An 18874-nucleotide genomic window follows, 5' to 3' on the forward strand; every position below is an offset into this window, starting at 1 on the left:
GACCGCACCGCCAAGCCCTACCGCTGGACCTACACCGGCGAACCCCTCAAAGCCGCCTGACAACCCCAGCAAGACTTACGCGGGGCAGCACTAGATGTCCTGTCCAAGCGCGAAGGCCGTTTCCAGGAAGACCTCTTGCACTACTTCGTGGAGGTCAGCCTGGTCCATGGCGTGCAGCGTCAGGATCGTGGTCAGCCGGCGGAGCCGCTTGGTGGCTTCCCTCATCAGTGTGGTCCGCGGCAGCGAGCCCTTCTCCCTGACCAGGCCGAGGTGCGTTTCGGCGATGGCGCGGGCAACCATCGGGGAGCCACCGAGCGTCGGGCGCTCCATGATGGCCACCGCCTCATCCTCGAGCAGCTGGCCCGCGAGGTCCGTCCCGAGCACGTAGGCCCGCCACCACAGCCGCCGGAAGACATTGCGTGGCCTGCCGATGAGCCGTTCGTAGCTCCCGCTGCGTTGGGTGTTCGGGAAGCGCCAGAACGCGACGTCGGGAAGCAGGACGAGGGTGAGGAAGGACCAGACGCCCTCGTCGGCGGCGTCGGCCGGCAGGATTTCCAAGGTGCCGAGCAGGACGTCGTAGAGGCGGTGCTCGAACTCGGTGAAGCCGCCGGTCGGCGCCGAGGGCCAGCCGTACTCGGCCGACAGCGCGCAGACCTTGTCGCGGATGACCATCAGCCGGTCCTGCGAGACCCGCGACCCCCCAGTGGGGTACCAGTCGATGTTCGGATGCTCGGTGGCGGCGAGGGAACGTAGCCGATCCAGCGGCAGGTCGGTGCGCTCCACGAGCAGCACGCGAGACGCACCGGGGTCGAGCCTTGGGAAGACATGGTTCACGGCTGGTGCTCCAGCAGCCGAAGGGACGCTTGGATCTCCGTCGCGAACTCGCCCGGGGACTCTCGGAGCAGCCCGCGCATGCCTGCGACTCCCCTTTCCGGGAAACATACGCGCGCGAGACCGACGAGCAGGTCGCCCAAGGTGCCGGCGCTGTGCTCCGACTCGTCGTCGAGATCCTCGTGCTCGGCCGCGAAGGCGAGCAGGGTTCTCGCCGTGTCGTAGAAGATGATCTCGCGTAGCTCCGTGTCACCGGATGGATCGACGGCGTCGAGTATCTGGCGGATCCGCGGATGTGCGCTGTTGAGGTAGAGCCGAACGGCGCCGGTCGCGGAAGCAGCCAGGTCCGTGTCCTCGATGTACAGCGCCCAGGCACCGCCCCGGCCGTCGGCGATGCCCGCATGGGCGAAGTCGACGGCGACGACCGGGAATCGCTGCGCGTCGTTTCCGAGATCAACGACGGTGCTGTCTGCCCACAGCGTCGTGCCGGGTCGGGAGGGCGCCAGTGGGTGCTGGGAAACGCCCGGGCGGCGAAGCAGCACACGGGTATCCAGGGTGAGACGCCCGCCCAACTGCTTACCTGGCAGTTTCAGCTCCAGCTCGGTGGTGCGACTGGTGATCGGAATGCCCGGCAGAGCACCACGGAGGTTCGTCCAGGACGAGTGCCAGCTGATCGTCGCCTCGAGACGTGCGTCGGCCGGCAGCCGGCAGGCGGCGAGCACCTTGGGAAGGTCCACCTCCAGCGTTCGATGAATCGCGACGTCCTTGAAGTAGTCCCACTCGGGAAGTTGGCTCGGGTCATCGGCCGCGGGATGGCCAACCGCTGTCAGGTGCCAGCCCGCGCCGTGAATGTCGCCCGCCTCCGGCGTCAGGAAACCAAGACTCACTGGCGCCTTCATCCGACCGCCTCCGCCGCCATCTCCACGTCCAGGACGACCGTGACCGCCGTGTCGCGCGGCTGGAGGATTCGTACGGTCCAGGCGGGCGGATCGTGGGGACGGACGACGAGGCGTCCGCCGGCGACGAAGGCGTGATCGTCATCGGCCGGCCGCCAGCCCAGCACCGACGGGACCGCCGCGCCCGCCGGAGTCCCGTCGGCCGGCTCGGTCTGGTTGCCGTCGAGGACCGCCCGAGGCTCCGCGGTGACGTATACCGCCCGTGACCTCTTCTCGCTGCTCAGCCGGAAACCGAACTCGACCTCCGCCCCCGAGGAGTCCGCCGCTACGAGTCGATGGCGCTGGTTCAGGACCGCCGACACCCGGGCGGGGGAGCCGCCGCCGCGCCGGCCCGTTGGACCGCTGCCCGGTGCCCCGGTCCCGTTCCCACCGACGGGGTTCTTCCCGCTCGGTGTGCCCGCCTTGCCTGACGCTCCACCTGGCGACGAGCCTGGATCGGTGGCGCTGGCGTCACCGAGGAAGCGTCCGAGCAGCTCGGAGATGCCAACGATGCCGGCGTGCATGCCTTCCGAACCTGGAAGGGGTGGCGGTGTCGAGGTCTTCTTGGCCTCGTCCCGCAGCTTGCGCAGCGCCACGCGAACAGGGTTGGCCTTGTGCTTCGCCGTCTGCGCGTTGTCGGGTATCCAGTCGTCGTGAGTCACCGGTTCCGAGCGGGCGAAGTCGTCGTTGAGGTCAGGGTCCACTACGAAGACACCCGCCGCTCCCGCGGTGCTGTTGGGAACCCCGATCTCCAGGTACTTGACGACGAACCGCGGGTTTCTCATGAGGGCGATGCTGTTCTCGAGATCAGCCGGCGGAGCCTCGAGCAGGTTGGAGGGAGACTTCGGAGCTCGTTCGAAGCCGCGGCTCACTAGGACGCCGAGCCTCCTCGCCGGTCGCTCGGAACAGATCTCCGTCACTGTGTGCGGGCCGTGCTCGCCCTTCTCGATGTCACCCCGGTAGTAGGCCTGCGCCAGCCGGTAGGCGCTCGTGTAGTGCCGGAGCACTCCTTGGTCCCTGGGCGGGAGGGGGACTGGATCGCCGTCGCAGCTCAACCCGAAATCGATCGAGGGGCCGCCAGTAAGCACGCCCATGTCGTGCGGCCACGCGTGCCAGGAGGCCGCCGCCGCGACACGGGCGACGATGTCGCGGAGGTCTTGGCCGGCATCCAGCTTCGGAGCCAGCACCATCAGCGCTGTGCCCGTGCGGTCGCTGGGAATCCGGGTCATCCCAAGGCTCGCCGCGAGGTCCTCGGCGGCCTTGCCCACCACAGGCTCGGCGCCTGTCGTCGCGTTGGGCTCGCCCCAAAAATGACGACCCGTGAAACGCTGCCCGTCCTCCGGCCGGGCGTACGCGGACCCGAGCGCCAACGCCATGAACCGGCTCACCGGCTCGCCGTCGTCCGTCGATCTGGTGAAGAGGACGATCGTCGAGCAGGAGCTGGCCTCGTAGAGGATTCCCTTGCCGAAGCCGTAGGTGCCGGCGCCGAGGTGCCTGGTCTCGTCGCGACCGATGTTTCGCACGAAGTTCACGAAGTCGGTCGGGCCGTCAGCCGAGACGTCGGCGCGGGTGGGCCCGTGGAGCCCGTGCGTGCCCGAGTCCGTGACCATGAGGACGGACAGGTCGTCGGCGCGGAGCCGATCGCCGATTGCGGGGTCGTCATGCTGCGGCAGGTCCTTGAACACCGCCGTGCTGAGGATGCGACGCTGCTCGTCGCTTACCCGCCAGGCATCGACGTGATAGGAGATCGAGCCGCCCAGAATCCGCGCGTCCCAACTGTTCTGCAGCGTCTCGCGGAGAAAGACAGTCCACGGACCGAGGGCGGAACGTCCCAGTGCGCGCCGGGCGGCGCGTGCGTCAATGTTGCCGCGTGCGTGGAATGGCTCCGAAAAGATCTTGATAATCGTAGCTCCCGACGGCTGAGCTTTTGTACCGGTGGGGCCGGGGCTTCGGACGCTGTCTTCCGTCGCCACAGTTGCACTACGTGTCCTTGTCGTTGCTACCGGCTCGCCGTCGTGGCGAGCCGGTAGCAACGACGGGCGGGCAGCCCGTCAGGACTGCGCGTCCAGCTCGTCGATGGCGTCGAGATCGATGATCTCGGTTTCGAGCTGGCGGTTCGAGAGGTCGGCGGACTTGTAGGCGATCTCGCTCCTGACGCCGCCGGCCTTGGGGAAGAAGACTCCGAGTCCGATCACGTGCTCCACCGCGTCCAGCCTGACGCGCGGGGAGGAACCCTCCCGGCGCCGCGGCTCGGAGTCCTTGTCGATCGGGTAGACGCACAGAAGACCCACGTCGCCGAGGACATCCTCGCGGTGAACGCGGAGCTTGTCGTCGTCTGGCCTACCACCGTGGAGCTCGCCGAGCTCCCTGCTGTCGAGCTGGAGATCGGCCACTCGGTCGGTCGTCGAGATCAGAGCCTTGATGTTCGCGTGTGGGATGCTCGGCATCTGGAGGCGGCTCCGCTGGAAGAGCCCCACCGGCTGGCCGAGCCCGAGGCCGATGGTGCCGCCGGAGCCTGCGCCGGTCCGGTTCATGACGACGACGTTCCAGGTGCGCAGGAAGCCCTGCCGGTTCTCACCCGCGATGTACTCGCGAAGGAGGCCTCCCTTCATGCGGAAGGCATCCTCGTGGAACCGGTAATCGCTGAGGAATACGTCGATTATCGCCGAGGGCACGCCCCGGAACAGGAGGTGCCCGCTCGGCATCGGGACCGGGTTGGCCCCGATCTGGTGGACCAGCCGGCGCGTCGCGTCCTGGTTGTGCAGCAGCCAGTCTTGGTCGCGGTGGTTGAAGAGGATCGTCTGCTCGCGACGCCGGCTGAAGCTGATCTCCGCGTCAACCGAGTCGCGCATCTTGGCCGCCGAGGTGATCGCCATCGCGGGGTGGGTGCGGATCCTGACCGGAACCTCGAGAGGGCTCAGCCCTTCGACCTCGTACCTGCGGATGTCCCGCCGGATCTCCTCCTCGACGGTCGCCAGTGCGAAGAACCACTCCTTCAGCTCGTCGGTCATCCAGATTCGAGGCAGGTCACTGTAGCCGCGGCGGTAGCCGAACCAGCGGCCCATCTGGAGCTGGGTGTCGTAGGCGGAGGCGGCGCGCACGAAGTAGCTGCAGGTAAGTCCCTCGAGCGTGAGCCCGCGCGAGAGCGTGTTGCCGCCGATCACGACAGCCGTGACTCCGCCTGCGCTGTCGTAGCTGAGCCGGTCCTTCGACAGATAGTTGTCGACGATGACCCGCACATCACCGAGCACGGCGGGCAGGCACTTCTCGATCTCGCCCCAGACGACCGGGCCGAGGCCCTGGGAGGCGGACGGCAGCTTGGCGGACTCCTCTTCCCACTGGCCTCGGAGGCTGTCGAGCACGGCGGTACGGCTGTTCGCCACGGCCTTGCGCAACTGGTCGAGGACCTTCTCCACTGGCTCCTTGGTCGCGAAGTGCGCTCGGGTGTTCATCGAGGTATGGATCAACATCGAGTTGTGGAGCCCACCGTCGGGACGTGCACGGCGAGCGGCCGTCGCGAGCAGGAACCACTGCAGAGCCTCGACTAGCGACGGCGTGATCTCGGGTTCCCAGAAGTCGAGCTCGTCCTTGGCCCGTGGCGGCCTGATCGCGTCGGCCTCGTCACCCGGGATCTGGCGGATGATGTCCAGACCCTCGTCGAAGGCGTCCTCCTCGTCGGTGGTCAGAGGATCGCGGCCGAACAGCTTCTCCGGCCCGAAGTACCCGTCCGGACGTGGCAGGTCCACGACGAAGTCGCGAGGGTAGAGGTCATCATCCTTCGCCGGGTCGATGAGGAGGTTGGCGAACGGCGTGGCGGTGTAGGCGACGTAGGCGGTCTTCGGCTGCCTGAGGATCTGGGCGATCAGCCCGTTGATCGATGAACGGTCCTTCAGGCTCACGTTGATGCTTGCCTGGTCAGCCTCGTCATCGATCACGAGGATCGGGCAGCCCGCGACAACCTCCTCGCCGGCCTTGCGCAGCCAGCTCACGAGACGCCGTAGCCGGTGCGGGTTCTTCTTGACCACGGCGAGCAGGCGATGATCCGGGTTCGAGAGGAGATTGCGGGCGTTGCCCTTCGCGGTGAAGTCGGACCCCGGGTATGTCAGCAGGTGCCAGTGGGCCTCCAGATCCTCGACGAGCATGCTCTGCAGGCGGCCCTGGGTCTGGGCGCGGAGGTTCTCCGTGAGGCCTGACAGCACGATGACGAACCGGTAGCCCACGTCGGCGGCCTTGGCGATCACGCTCATGAAGTTGGTGGTCTTGCCGCTCTGGACGTAGCCCAGGACCAGACCGCGGACGTTGATCTCGGTCGTGCCGGGTGGCCGGAGGAGGCTCACGACTCGATCGGATGTTCGGTTGAGAGAGTTCATGGACTCATCGAGGAGGCCGCTGGAACGAAGCCGCTTCTCGAGCGCTGGCCAGAACCGGTCGTCCGGGCGTGGCCCGGGGTACCACGTACCGGTCTCCCTTTCACGGTTGAGGAGCACGCGCGCGTCGTCGAAGCTGCGGACCCGTTGCGTCCGCTTCTCGTAGAGCTCCCGCGCGTTCGCTAGGACTTCGTCGGGCGTGTACCTGCTGAGACGTCGGATGGCCCCGTCGACGGAGGCACCGCCGGCCACCATCATCGCGATCGTGTCGGCCGTCTCGTCCACGAACTCGTCACCCGAAGACAGCACGTTCGATGGTTCGGTACCCACGGTCCTGACCCCCGTCTGTTCCTGCTTCCGCCCTTGCCGTCGATTGCAGGCCACATGCTGGCATATGGGTGCGACAACACGTGGACCCGCTGTGAGCCAGTGTGATGGTGCTCCGCCGGTCATTTGCGGCGGTAACGCTCGGCAGTCCGGCATGACAGCTCCAGCCACGGAACAGCGCGATCGCCGTCTCGGTGGAGTGGGGCCGTAGTTCCGTCGGGGCGGACGCGGAGAACCATCGCTGTTCACCTGGCCGTCCGCGCGAGCGTCGGAAGGTCGCGCGTACGGCCGTTGAGCGGACGGCCGTTGACTGGATAGCGGTGGCGGAGATGGCGCCCGGCCTTCGGCGGGTCAGCCCTTGCCGGACGTGCCCTCGAGCGGCTGTGGCGGGGCGATGGCGAGCGTGAACAGGGGGCCGGCGGCGACGCCGCGGACGCCCGTCAGCGGGAGCGGGTGCGGATAGGTCGAGATGCCGCCGGACTTCCCGTAGCCCAGCTGGCCGAAGTAGTTCTCCCCCAGGTCCAGACCGTCCCGTCCTTGCGCAGCGCTGCGTTGTGCCAGAAACCGGCCGACACCTGGACGATGTCGGTGGGCAGCGTAGCCCGCCGGGCTCGGGACCCCGTTCCCGGTCGTGTAACCGTCCCCGAGCTGGCCGTCCTCATTGCAGCCCCAGGCGAGCACCCGGCCCTGGTAGGAGGCGGCGGTCGAGATGGCGAGCGCGTGCCCCCAGCCTGCCGTTAGCGCTGGCCTCGCCGGCGTCGCCGTCACGACGGTGGCGCCCATTGCCGCGGCGGTCGCCAGTGTCGTGGCCAACGCGGCTGGGCGGCAAGGCGGCCGGCGCTCGATATTAGACCGGCGACGGGGCGCTTGTTCCCCCGCGATGCCCGGAACGGAGACCGCCCCGGGGGGCATGCGATCGCATCCTCATCACTTGCCTCCTTGCGAGTCGTTCCTTGAGGAAGCCGGCTGTCTCGTCCACGCGTGCTCCGCATACCGCGGACGACGTCGTCACGCGGTCGGGCCCGCACCTGGACACGGCTGACGCAGCGGAAGTCGCCTCCGGCCCGGCTGATGCCGAGACGGAGACGACCATAGGAACCCGATCGTCCGGGAAGCTTCCACCCGGTTGTCGCGGTACGGACAGACCGCGGTGACGCCAGCGCAGGAGCTGCAGTCGGTCCTGCCGTTCACGGTCGTGGCGCAGAGACTCAGGGTCGAAAACCGGTGCCATGGAAGGCGGCGCCGTCTGCCCCCAGGTACACCCGCCGCGACACCGAAGCCGGACCGGGTACTGCAGCTCGTCTGGCGGCAGCCCAGCATCCGTAAGAATCAGCCGCACCCAAGATTCCAACGCCGACTCGGCACGCCCCTCGACCTGGAGGAGCCACGGGCAACGGCTGGCCGTGCCGCGTCGGCTGAAGAGTTCCGCACGTGTGTCGTCCGATTGAGGATTCAGCGAGCATGCAGCGGGGCTTCCAGCAACGCGACCGCTTTGGGTTGCTCCCAGGCGAGCATCAGATCGGCGGCGTCCGGGGGATGATTGTCGGCTCTGTACTCGGATCAGAACAGTGGCCGGAGCCGTTACTCGGATCTCGGTACAGAACTGGCGATCATCAGTGGGCCGCCAGGTGATCCCGAAGTGTCGTGGCAACTGGCCCGGCCGTGACGGAGGCGTCGATCACGGCGAAGGCGGCGAACTCGGGGAGGGAGCGGTAGGCGGCGTCGAAGGCGGCCAGGTAGGCGGGGTCTTCGAGGTCGCGGCCGCGGGCTTCGACGCGGCGGGCGGCGGCGTCTGGGGGGACGGCCAGGTAGAAGGTCGCGTCCGGGTGGGGGAACGCGGCATACAGGCGGCGGACCCACTGTTCGGCGCGTCCACCGGGGTGACCCGTCTCCAGACCTGTCCACTTCTGCGGATCGGTCCTCGTTTTCGGGCCGGCGCTCGGACCGCAGTGGGTGCTCGTCTCGCCGTTGCTTTCATGGGCGCGGTCGTCGCGTGTGCCGGGCTCGCTCGTGGCGCGGTCGTGCGCGTCGTCGGCCTGGTATGTGCTGTCGCCGCGGGCTCGCATGATGGCGTACTGGCAGTAGGAGTAGCGGTCCATCACGGCGACCCGGCGGGTGAGGGTCGAGATCGTGAGCGCTCGGGCGATCGCGACCCAGCGGATCGACGCCTCGACCGCAAGGTAGCCGCGCCGGCCAAGCAGTTGCCGACCGTCCTGTCGTCCGAGTCGCCGGGCCAGCGCGTCGATCAGAGGCCGACCGCCCCCGTTCTCGAAGTACCGAGCTGCGGTCCCGGACGCTGTCAGCTCCCGGGCCAGCCATTTCGCCGCCGTCGACTTCCCTGACCCGTCAACTCCCACCAACACGATCATCATCGGCCGCAGACGCATACCTGACGGTATCTGCCCGTTTGTGTCGTCTGTTCGGGCGTCTTGGTCCCGAGTAGCTTTGCGGCCAACCAGGAGTGGGCAGCGAACGGATCCAGGTGGTAGGGCGTCCGATTCTGCTCGGCGAATGGGCGGTAGCAGGTTGAACCTAAAGGAGATCATTGGCGCAAATGGGGCCATTCGGAGTCAAGGTCCCCTTCGGGTCAAGGTCTCTGTCGAGATACTGGGCATGTAGGTCTGGCATTCGTCCTTCGAGCCCGCGAGACTAGGGGCGAAGGCGCGGCAGGTTCCGTCGGTAGCGGCTCTGTCCGGGTCTTGGCCTGTCCGTGCCGCCGCGGTATGCCGCCTGTATGCCGTCTGAACGGCGGGAAGACTTCCTCGCGTCATCCTTGTGTCATTTTTCGCTGACTCCAGCCCGCGGTTTTTCAGATCCGCACCGTCCTCCTGGAAGGTTTCCGCTGATGCCAGGCCCGCGCTACACGCTGATCACCGGCGATTTCTACATCCTGTACCCCGATCTGCCCCGGAACGGGCCCGAGCCGGACGGCGACACGGTCAACTTCCTGCCGGACACGGATGCACTCGTCCGCGCGCTGCAGCGTTTCAGTAACGTCGGCCCGGACCGCCGCCATCTGGGCACCTACCCTGTCCGCTTCGAGGGCATCGACACCCTGGAGACCCACTTCGCGGGCGCGCACCAGGATCTGACCTTCGGGCGTGCCGCCCGCGACCAGATGCTTGGCGAGCTGGGGTTCGGCGAGGTGGAGTTCTGGGACACGCAGCCGAACAAGGTGCGCTCAGCCCAGAACCACCCGGTCCGCGGATATGTGCTGGCCAACGGGATTGAAAGCAACGGGCGGGTGCTCGGGCTGGTGTACGCCGGGGAGCCGGCCATCGCGGCCCAGAACGGCGACCGGGTATTCGTCAACGAGGAGCTGCTGGAGGCCAGTGTGAACGCCGGCCAGGTCCGTGCCGGCCTGGCCTATGTCGAGCCCTACTCCACCATGCCGCTGACGCTGATCAAACGGCTACGCCGGCTGGTGACCACGGCTCGCGCCGATGGCGCTGGATTCTGGTCCAAGGAGGACATGACCACGAGTAGCCGGATCCGACCGCGCGGCGTCACCGATCTGTCCACTCTGATCATTTTCCCGAAGCTGTACCGGCGGCTGGTGAACTACTTCCAGGACGGCCACACCGACCTGATGGCGTTTGACAGCTGGGTACGGGCCGACCCCGTCCGCCGAGACGACCGTGTCCTGCTCCCCACCGGCGAGATCGGCAACCTGCACGACATCTACGACGTCAACGCGGACGGCATCGTCCTGCGCCACCTGCCCGAGCAGCTCATGTTCGAGCCGGACCCCGCCGTCTGCGCCCCCTGAGGCATCGCCCGCGCGGGATGCAAGGACCGCGAGGTGGCTCTGCCGGCCGTCCACCTAGAGATACCTCTCGCGACGAAGCTTCCGGAAAAATCCGTATTGCGCTCCTCGATCGGCGTAGGCCGATCACGCTAGCGTCCCGGGTAACGTCGGGATGCCAGGCGCGCTGACGACCGGGAAAGAACGGAGTGCGCCCGGTCGTCTGGTGAATGCTACTTTGTCGCCTTGTTGGTTCGGCGCTGGACGCGTCGCTGATGCCAGGCGCGCAGCGGTGGCATGACGTGGCGGAGGAGGGGGCGGGTTACTTCGTAGGCGACAGTGCCGAGTTTTAGGTGGAGATTTTCCAGAGGACGGTAGTCGTCGGCGGGAATGAGGCGGGATGCCAGGTCGGGGCGGAGTTGGCGGAGGTAAAGGCGGGCTCGGGCAGCGTGCAGCGGGTCGGAGACAATCTTGATGGTTGTCGCCGATTCCAGGTAGGCCATCGCGAACGCGAGATTCTGCTTGGTGGTGTGCGCCCGTGTCTCCAAGGCGATCTGTTCCGCGGGGACTCCGAGCACCTCGCGCGCATAGTGGGCCATCACCTCGGCCTCCGCGGCTGCCGCGCCCCGCGTGGCGGCCCCGCTGAAGACCAGCAGAGTGTCGACCGCGCCCACGGGCACGTCCACATCGCGGCCGACCTCGTCGCCATCGCTGCTCATCGACCGGACCGCGATCTCGGTACGCCATCGCTGCAGGGGGTGTATCCGTCCTTCGCGGGCCGTCGGATACCCGAGAACGAGCAGGGTCTCCCTGATTCCCCGGGCCTCGGCCGGTGGATCGGGCGCCGTCGCGCCGGCTTGCGCCTGGCACCCCGCGCGTCGTCCGAGATGCCGGCGGGACGCGGCCCAGTGCGGGAGCTCGGCCGCGCCGATCACCAGGCCCACGAGCGCGACAGCTCCAGCGATCACCGCGAGGAGCGTCACCCACATATCGACAGCAGCCGTGGCGACGACGGCCGCGGCGGCCGCGGCGGCCGCGGTGGCCGCGGTGGCCGCGGTGGCCGCGGTGGCCGCGGTGGCAGCGGCCGTCGTGACAGCGGCCACGGTGACAGCGGTGGCGATGGACGCGGACGGCTCAAACGGGCACGCACGGCTCGATTCTCGCCCGGCCGGCGTCCGCCCTCGGGAACGCCTGGCGAACGATCGGTACCGGCGAGCGGCCCTACCGGCTGGCCGCGGACCCTCGCTGGCCGGCGGCGACTGGGGTGGCGGAGGATCGTCGGGGTAGGAGGATCATCGGGTAGCCGGCCAGCGGGCCGGAATGTCAGGCACGATCGGAAGCACCATGACGCTTGCGACGACCGATCTCGTTGATGCCCTGCCGCCGGGCGGCCTGGCCGCTGCCCGCGCGGACCCGCTCGGTGAGGACGCGATCTACGCGACCTTCGAGGAATGGGCCGGGGAACAGGGCCTGAGCCTCTACCCGCACCAGCAGGAGGCGCTGATCGAGATCGTCTCCGGCGCGCACGTCATCCTGTCCACCCCGACGGGCTCGGGGAAGAGCATGGTGGCGGCGGGGGCGCACTTCGCGGCGCTCGCGACGGGGCGGCGCTCCTTCTATACCGCGCCCATCAAGGCGCTGGTCTCCGAGAAGTTCTTCGCGCTGATCGAGATCTTCGGCGCCGAGAACGTCGGCATGATCACCGGTGACGCGGGCGTCAACGAGAAGGCGCCGATCATCTGCTGCACGGCGGAGATCCTGGCGAACCTGGCGTTGCGGGAGGGCTCGGCGGCGGACGTCGGCCAGGTCGTGATGGACGAGTTCCACTTCTACGCCGACCCGGACCGCGGCTGGGCCTGGCAGGTTCCGTTGATCGAGCTGTCGCGGGCGCAGTTCATCCTCATGTCGGCGACGCTGGGCGACGTCACCCGGTTCGACGAGGACCTGACCCGGCGCACCGATCGCCCGACCGCCGTCGTCCGTTCCGTGCACCGGCCGGTCCCGCTGTACTTCAAGTACGTCGTCACGCCGCTGCAGGAGACGATCGAGGAGCTCCTCTCCACCCACCAGGCTCCCGTCTACATCGTCCACTTCACCCAGGCGGCGGCGCTGGAGCGCGCCCAGGCGCTGACCAGCATCAACGTCGCGACGAAGGCCGAGAAGGAGCAGATCGCGGCGGCGATCGGGGGCTTCCGGTTCACCTCCGGGTTCGGCAAGACGCTGTCCCGCCTGGTTCGCCACGGGATCGGCGTGCACCACGCCGGGATGCTGCCGAAGTACCGCCGGCTGGTGGAGATCCTCGCCCAGGCCGGCCTACTGAAGGTCATCTGCGGGACGGACACCCTCGGTGTCGGCATCAACGTCCCGATCCGCTCGGTCATGTTCACGTCGCTCTCGAAATACGACGGGACGAGGAACCGGGTCCTGACCGCCCGCGAGTTCCACCAGATCGCCGGCCGGGCCGGCCGGGCCGGCTACGACACCGCCGGCTACGTCGTCGTGCAGGCGCCCGAGCATGTCATCGAGAACGAGAAGGCGCTGGCGAAGGCCGGCGACGACCCGAAGAAGCGCCGCAAGGTCGTCCGCAGGAAGCCGCCGGAGGGCCAGGCCGGCTGGGGCCAGCCGACCTACGAGCGGCTCGTCGCCGCCGAGCCGGAGCCGCTGACCTCGCATTTCCGGGTCACCCACTCGATGCTGCTGAACGTCATCTCCCGGCCCGGCGACGCGTTCACCGCGATGCGCCACCTGCTCACCGACAACGACGAGGACCGGGCCACACAGCGGAAGCACATCCGCCGGGCGATCGCGATCTACCGGGCGCTGCTCGCCGCCGGCGTCGTCGAGAAGCTCGACGAGCCGGACGCGGAGGGCCGCACGATCCGGCTCACCGTCGACCTGCAGTTCGACTTCGCGCTCAACCAGCCGCTCTCGCCGTTCGCGCTCGGCGCCCTCGAACTGCTCGACAAGGAGGCGCCCGACTATCCGCTCGACGCGCTGTCCGTCATCGAGTCGACGCTCGACAACCCGCGCCAGGTGCTGTCCTCGCAGCAGTTCAAGGCGCGTGGCGAGGCCGTCGCGGCGATGAAGGCCGAGGGCATGGAGTACGACGACCGGATGGAGGCCCTGCAGGAGGTCACCTACCCGAAGCCGCTCGACGAGCTGCTCACGGGCGCGTTGGAGATCTACCGGCGCGGCCACCCGTGGGTCGACGACTACGAGCTCTCGCCGAAGACGGTCGTGCGCGACATGTACGAGCGGGCGATGACGTTCGCCGAGTACATCCAGTTCTACGGTCTGGCCCGCTCCGAAGGCCTGCTGCTGCGTTATCTCGCCGACGCGTACAAGGCGGTGCGCCAGACGGTTCCGGACGCGGCCCGCACCGAGGAGCTCACGGACCTCATCGAATGGCTCGGCGAGCTGGTCCGCCAGGTCGACTCGAGCCTGCTCGACGAGTGGGAACGGCTGCGCAACCCCACCCAGGGCGACCTCGCCGCCGCCGCGGCGATCGAGCACGGCGACCGCCTCACCGACAAGCCTCCGGCCGTCACGAAGAACGTCCGCGCCTTCCGCGTCCTCGTCCGCAACGCGCTGTTCCGCCGGGTGGAGCTGGCGGCGCTGCGCCGTTACTACGACCTCGGCGAGCTGGACGCCGAATCCGGCTGGAACGCCGGGGCCTGGGAGGACGCGCTCGAGCCGTATTTCGAGGAGCACCGCGAGATCGGCACCGGCGCCGATGCCCGCGGCCCGAAGATGCTCATCGTCGACACGGCCACCGAGCGCGGGAAATGGCTGCTGCGCCAGATCTTCGACGACCCGGCCGGCGACCATGACTGGGGCATCAGCGCGGAGGTCGACCTCGCCGCCTCCGACGAGCTCGGTGCCGCCGCCCTCACCGTCACCGCCGTCGACCAGCTCTGATGACCTCCCGCCAAGGCGGGCCCGAATGTCGCCTGACGAATGTCGACGACCAGTGTTGGCGGCCGAGCGCCGACGGCCAGTGTCGACGGCCGGGCGTCGACGGCCGGGCGTCGACTTTGGTAGCACCCTTCGGGTGGTTCCGGACGATGTGACGACCCCGTACGCTGCCGCACATGGGCGCGGTGGGCACCGGCGGGCGCGTCGGGGTGCGCCGAGTGGAGTACCGCTGGCTGCTGCCGGCCCTGCTCACCCAGGAGATCACCGCTACGCGGGGTGACGGCCGGCCGGCACCCCGGTCCGCGCGGGACTGGGCCGTGGATGTGGTCCTTTTCGTGGCCGCTGTCTGGGGCGGGCTCGCGGTGTGGGCGCCGCTTATCGAGCAGGTGCCCAACGTGCCGCGGGGGCTGCGCGCCGCCGACCTGGCGGCGGGGCTGGTGACCTGCGGGGCGCTGTGGTGGCGGCGGCGCTGGCCGGTGCCGCTCACGCTCGCGGCCACCGTCTTCGGGACGTTCTCCGCGTCGTCGTCCATTGGCGCTCTGGTCCTGATGTTCAGCGTCGCCGTGCACCGACGGCCGTCGGTGACCGCCGCGGTGGCCGGCGTGTTCTGGCTGCCCAGCTTCGTCTATCCGCTGGTCTGGCCCGACCCGCAGCTGCCGTACGCGGGCGAGGTGCTGCTCGGGTTCGGGGTGACGGCCGGGGTGACCGGGTGGGGGATGTTCGTGCGCGCCCGGCGGCAGCTGGTGGTCTCCTGGCGGGAGCGGGCGGCGCTCGCCGAGGCCGAGCAGCACCATCGGATAGCCGACGCCCGCCGGCTGGAGCGGCTCCGGATCGCCCGCGAGATGCACGACGTGCTCGGCCACCGGCTGTCGTTGCTGAGCCTGCACGCGGGCGCGCTCGAGTTCCGGCCGAACGCGCCGCCCGAGCAGGTCGCCCAGGCCGCCGGCGTGGTCCGGGCCAGCGCCCGGCAGGCCCTCGTCGAGCTGCGCCAGGTGATCGGCCTGCTCCGGCGGGACGACGCCGAGCCCGAGCTCAGGCCCGAGCCGCTGCCGCGCCAGGGCGACGCCGGGCCCGTACTCCTGGCGCGCCAGGACGAGCGGGCGGACGACGGCGAGGGTGCTGGACGTACTGGGGATCACGCGCCGGTTCCAGCGGTTCCGGCCGCCCCTGGTCTCTCGGACCTGGCGGGCCTCGTCGACGAGTCCCGCCGCGCGGGTACCACCGTCCTGGCCTCCTACTATCTGACCGAGCCGCACACGGTGTGGCCGGTCGCTGGCCGCGGCGGATACCGGATCGTGCAGGAAGCGCTGACCAATGCCCGTAAGCACGCGCCTGGGCAGCCGGTCACGGTGCTGGTCGACGGCTCGGCCGCCAGCGGGCTGCGCATCGAGGCTCGTAACCCAACGGACCGCTCCACAGGCACCGGGACGGCTGCCCGGCCCGGGCTGGTCGGAGGGACAGGGCTGGTCGGGTTGGCTGAGCGGGCAGCACAGGCCGGCGGGACGCTCCGGCACGAGGTGACCTCGGACGGTGAGTTCCGCCTGTGTGCCTGGCTGTCCTGGTTGCCCATTGAGGACGGCGACATCGGCTGCGTCAATGCCAACGCCGGTGACGGTGGAAGTGACGTCGTCGGCGAGGGCGCTGGCAGCGGTTCTGGTGACGGTCACGGCGATGGTCACAGTGCCGGTGCCGGTGCCGGTGCCGGTGCCGGTGCCGTGCGCGGGCTTGGCGGGAGTGACGGGTGACAGGTCCTCAGCGGCCAGCCGTGCCCGGCACGACCGACAGGCTCGACCAGGCCGCGCCGGTACGGGTGCTGGTCGTCGACGACGACCCGCTGGTCCGGACGGCGCTCGCCATGGTGTTCGGCGGCGCGGACGGCGTGCTGGTCGTCGGCGAGGCGGGCGACGGTGACGAGGTGGGGGCCGCGGTCGACGCGCACGGCCCGGACGTGGTGCTCATGGACATCCGGATGCCACGGGTCGACGGCCTTGCGGCGACCGAGGCGCTGCGTGCCAGGGCCGACCCGCCCGAGGTCATCGTCCTGACCACCTTCGACACGGACGAGCATGCGCTGCGCGCGCTGCGGGCCGGAGCGAGTGGCTTCCTGCTCAAGGACACCCCGCCGGCGGAGATCGTCCGCGCTGTCCAGCGGGTCGCCGCCGGCGACCCGATCCTTTCGCCGGCGGTGCTCCGCCGCCTCATGGCGCACGCCGCCACGGCCTTCCCATCGCGCGGCGAAACGTCGCCGTCGGCTTCCGCACGGGCGACGGCCCCCGTTTCGGGGCGGGGGTCGGCGGCTGCCCAGCGCGCCCGCGCATCGCTCGACCTGCTCAGCGAGCGGGAACACGAGGTGGCGCTCGCCGTCGGGCGCGGGCTGTCCAACGCCCAGATCGCCGCCGAGCTGTACATGAGCGTCGCGACCGTCAAGTCCTACGTCTCGAAGCTGTTCACCCGCCTCGGTCTCGACAACCGCGTGCAGATCGCCCTGCTCGTCCACGACGCCGACCTCGAGGCCGGGTAGCCTCGCTCCACCCGCCAGGCCGTGGCAAGCAACGTCGGTCCTCCACGGCGCGAGTTCTGGAGATCCGTCAGACGTTGCGCGCCAAGGGTGACGCGTAGCGTCTGACGGATCTTCGACCTGCTGGCGCAGGCGACGGGGCGAACGTTCGCCGAAGCGGCACCAGACAGACGCCACCGCCCGTACCCGCCGGCCCGGCCCGACCGGGCCGTGTGGCGGCGGCCAGCGGAATCGACCGAGGTCGCCCGCGCCATAGCCCTGCGGCCGTAGGCGGTGACCGGGCGGCTGGAACAGCTTGGTGGCATGAGCTATCGAGTTGACGTTGAGCGGCTCGCGGTCCGTCATCGGGGCGGTGGCACGGCGCCACCGGCGCTGGACGACGTCTCGTTCTCCGTGGAGCCGGGCCGCGTCTGTGGGCTGTTCGGCCGTGAGGGAGCCGGGAAGTCGACCTTGCTCGCGTGCCTGGCCGCCTACCGTCGCCCGTCTGGCGGCACGGTGCGCGTCGACGGTGAGGATCCCTACGAGAACGCGCGGCTGATGAGCGGGATCTGTCTGGTCGACGGCCGGGGCGGGATCGGGGTCGACGAGTCGACGACGGTCCGCGAGGTTCTCGAGATCGTCGCCCTGCTGCGTCCCCGCTGGGACCAGGCCTTCGCGAACAGGCTGCTCGACCGGTTCGAGGTCGCCGTCGGCGCGAAGGTCGGCACCCTGGCCCGCGGCCGGCGGGCGGCGCTCGCGGTGACGATCGGCCTGGCGAGCCGGGCGCCGCTGACGATGGTCGACGAGGCGCACCTGGACCTGGAGCCCGACTACCTGTCCGCGTTCCATCAGGAGCTGCGCGCCGACCAGGCCGCACACCCACGCACGATCATCCTGGCTGGTGCCACCGTCGGCGATGGCGATGGCGATGGCGATGACGGCGGCGGCATGGACGGCCGCGGCGGTATGGATAGCCACAGCATGGACAGTCACGGCGGCGACAGCCCCGGTGGGGACGGCGGCCGCGAGGACAGCGGCGGCACGGGTAACGGCGGCGGCGGGCTGCTCGACGATGTCGTCCTCCTCGGCCGCGGGCGGGTGCTGGCGGCCGGGCGGCCCGCCGAGCTGCGCGCGCTCGGCCGTGAGCTCACCGGCGAGGCCGGCACCGTCGCCGATTTCCTGCGCGCCGTGGTCGGTGATGCCACGGCCGTTGTGGCCGATCGCCGCCTGGGCCGGCTCCGCTCGGTCGTGCTCACCGGCCCGATGCCGCCCGAAGGGCTCACCACGGCGGAACGGGCCGGGATCAGCGTCGGCCCGGTGGGGCTGCGCGCGCTCGTCACCTATCTGACCAATGACCGACCCCAGTCCGGCGACCAGCGGGAGCGCATGTCATGACCGACCCCGACCAGCACGCCGACGACCTGGCGACCGCGGTGACCACGACCACGACCACGACCCCGTCCCCGGCCCCGGCGGGGAACGGACGGCCGTCGCTGCCGAACGCCGCCGCCATCACGACGGCCGGAACCATGATCTGGGTCGGCCTGCTGTGGCTGGCGATCGCCGCCGTGTTCGGGATCGTGCTCGGGATCGTGGCCGGGGCGGGCTCGACCGACCACAGTCTCTGGCAGCACGGGTTCTCCGGCTGGCAGCGGTTCGTGCCGCTCGCCGCGGGCCTGTCGATGACGTCGACGTTCGCGCCGATGCTGGTCGGCAACGGGGTCACCCGCGCCCGGGTCGCCTCGGCGGCCACCGTGACGCTGGTCGTCGTCGCGGTGGCCGGTGGCTTGTTCATCGCTCTCGGGTATGGCTTGGAGGGGCTCGCCTTCCACACGCTCGGCTGGCGCCACGAGCTGTCCGGCGGCCGGCGGCTGTCCGGCGGCGGCGGGCTGGTCCGGGTGGGCGCCGCCTACGCGGCGCTGTTCGCCTGCTACTTCGCCTCCGGATGGCTGATCGGCGTCGCTCGGGGGGTCCTTGGCCGGGAGGCGTTCGTGCCCCTGGTCGTGCCGGCCCTGCTTCCGGCGGCCGTGGCGGAGCTGGTGCTGAGGCGCGGCGTCACAGGGCCGCCGCTGGCAGGCCGGCTGGGCCTGGACAGTCTGCCGCAGCCTCCCCTCACGCTCGGCCTGCTCGCCGCGCTCGCCGCCACTGCCCTCGCCGCCCTGCTTGCCCATGTCGCCAGCCGGCACATCACCCTGCCCATCTAGGCGAGGTTCCCGGCGCGGGCCCGTGGTCCCAATGCGCGGCCATACCGGGGACA

13 protein-coding genes are annotated in these 18874 nt (G+C 69.8%); 6 read left to right on the forward strand and 7 right to left on the reverse strand.

Translation table 11 applies throughout. The features are described from left to right. Positions 1-90: 90 nt before the first annotated feature. The 6 genes from BCD48_RS42055 to BCD48_RS42080 form a co-directional block, all read right to left on the reverse strand. Positions 91-834, reverse strand: coding sequence for a DUF6339 family protein (locus BCD48_RS42055; protein WP_071053997.1), 744 nt, complete (start codon positions 832-834; stop codon positions 91-93). Then, positions 831-1730 (reverse strand): hypothetical protein, encoded by a 900-nt coding sequence (locus BCD48_RS42060; RefSeq protein WP_071053998.1) that lies wholly within the window; start codon positions 1728-1730, stop codon positions 831-833. Before BCD48_RS42060 ends, BCD48_RS42055 begins: the two co-directional genes overlap by 4 nt. Continuing rightward, entirely contained in the window at positions 1727-3739 is a 2013-nt protein-coding gene (locus BCD48_RS42065) for a hypothetical protein (protein ID WP_131804227.1), read from the reverse strand. The genes BCD48_RS42060 and BCD48_RS42065 overlap by 4 nt, the downstream gene beginning before the upstream one ends. A gap of 78 nt (positions 3740-3817) precedes the next feature. Then, positions 3818-6463, reverse strand: a complete 2646-nt coding sequence (locus BCD48_RS42070; protein WP_083420035.1) for a Z1 domain-containing protein — start codon at positions 6461-6463, stop codon at positions 3818-3820. A gap of 348 nt (positions 6464-6811) precedes the next feature. Next, entirely contained in the window at positions 6812-7273 is a 462-nt protein-coding gene (locus BCD48_RS57095) for an RCC1 domain-containing protein (RefSeq protein WP_198543620.1), read from the reverse strand. Between the two features lie 800 nt (positions 7274-8073). Beyond that, positions 8074-8817: a dTMP kinase gene (locus BCD48_RS42080; protein ID WP_241842399.1), complete on the reverse strand. Its 744-nt coding sequence runs from the start codon at positions 8815-8817 to the stop codon at positions 8074-8076. Positions 8818-9305: 488 nt separating this feature from the next. Here BCD48_RS42080 and BCD48_RS42085 point away from each other — a divergent pair, with 488 nt between their 5' ends. Beyond that, a complete protein-coding gene (locus BCD48_RS42085; protein WP_071054001.1) occupies positions 9306-10229 on the forward strand; it encodes a thermonuclease family protein in 924 nt (307 codons plus the stop codon). Between the two features lie 209 nt (positions 10230-10438). On the opposite strand, the gene BCD48_RS55235 is transcribed toward BCD48_RS42085, so the two are convergent. After that, entirely contained in the window at positions 10439-11308 is an 870-nt protein-coding gene (locus tag BCD48_RS55235) for a YdcF family protein (protein WP_071054002.1), read from the reverse strand. 241 nt (positions 11309-11549) lie between these two features. Between BCD48_RS55235 and BCD48_RS42095 the strand changes: the two genes are divergently transcribed. The 5 genes from BCD48_RS42095 (at position 11550) to BCD48_RS42115 (ending at position 18821) form a co-directional block, all read left to right on the forward strand. After that, on the forward strand, positions 11550-14123 hold the full coding sequence (locus BCD48_RS42095) for a DEAD/DEAH box helicase (RefSeq protein ID WP_116271847.1): 2574 nt from the start codon (positions 11550-11552) through the stop codon (positions 14121-14123). 173 nt (positions 14124-14296) lie between these two features. Further along, positions 14297-15865, forward strand: a complete 1569-nt coding sequence (locus BCD48_RS42100) for a sensor histidine kinase (RefSeq protein ID WP_071054003.1) — start codon at positions 14297-14299, stop codon at positions 15863-15865. Further along, the gene (locus BCD48_RS42105; protein ID WP_083420039.1) at positions 15862-16641 is read left to right on the forward strand and encodes a response regulator; all 780 of its coding nucleotides are present in this window, start codon (positions 15862-15864) and stop codon (positions 16639-16641) included. The genes BCD48_RS42100 and BCD48_RS42105 overlap by 4 nt, the downstream gene beginning before the upstream one ends. 300 nt (positions 16642-16941) lie before the next feature. Next, complete coding sequence (locus BCD48_RS42110) at positions 16942-18012, forward strand: ATP-binding cassette domain-containing protein (RefSeq protein WP_116271842.1); 1071 nt, start codon at positions 16942-16944, stop codon at positions 18010-18012. Continuing rightward, positions 18009-18821 (forward strand): hypothetical protein, encoded by an 813-nt coding sequence (locus BCD48_RS42115; RefSeq protein ID WP_071054006.1) that lies wholly within the window; start codon positions 18009-18011, stop codon positions 18819-18821. Before BCD48_RS42110 ends, BCD48_RS42115 begins: the two co-directional genes overlap by 4 nt. The last annotated feature ends 53 nt before the right edge of the window (positions 18822-18874 follow it).

This window comes from Pseudofrankia coriaricola (assembly GCF_001854805.1).
Taxonomy (GTDB): Bacteria; Actinomycetota; Actinomycetes; order Frankiales; family Frankiaceae; genus Pseudofrankia.

What these genes read in the sequence shown, in the direction of transcription:
- BCD48_RS42060 (WP_071053998.1), bottom strand. Translation starts at nt 1,730, where the DNA reads ATGAAGGCGCCAGTGAGTCTTGGTTTCCTGACGCCGGAGGCGGGCGAC.
- BCD48_RS42085 (WP_071054001.1), top strand. Translation starts at nt 9,306, where the DNA reads ATGCCAGGCCCGCGCTACACGCTGATCACCGGCGATTTCTACATCCTG.
- BCD48_RS42095 (WP_116271847.1), top strand. Translation starts at nt 11,550, where the DNA reads ATGACGCTTGCGACGACCGATCTCGTTGATGCCCTGCCGCCGGGCGGC.
- BCD48_RS42100 (WP_071054003.1), top strand. Translation starts at nt 14,297, where the DNA reads ATGGGCGCGGTGGGCACCGGCGGGCGCGTCGGGGTGCGCCGAGTGGAG.
- BCD48_RS42110 (WP_116271842.1), top strand. Translation starts at nt 16,942, where the DNA reads ATGAGCTATCGAGTTGACGTTGAGCGGCTCGCGGTCCGTCATCGGGGC.
- BCD48_RS42115 (WP_071054006.1), top strand. Translation starts at nt 18,009, where the DNA reads ATGACCGACCCCGACCAGCACGCCGACGACCTGGCGACCGCGGTGACC.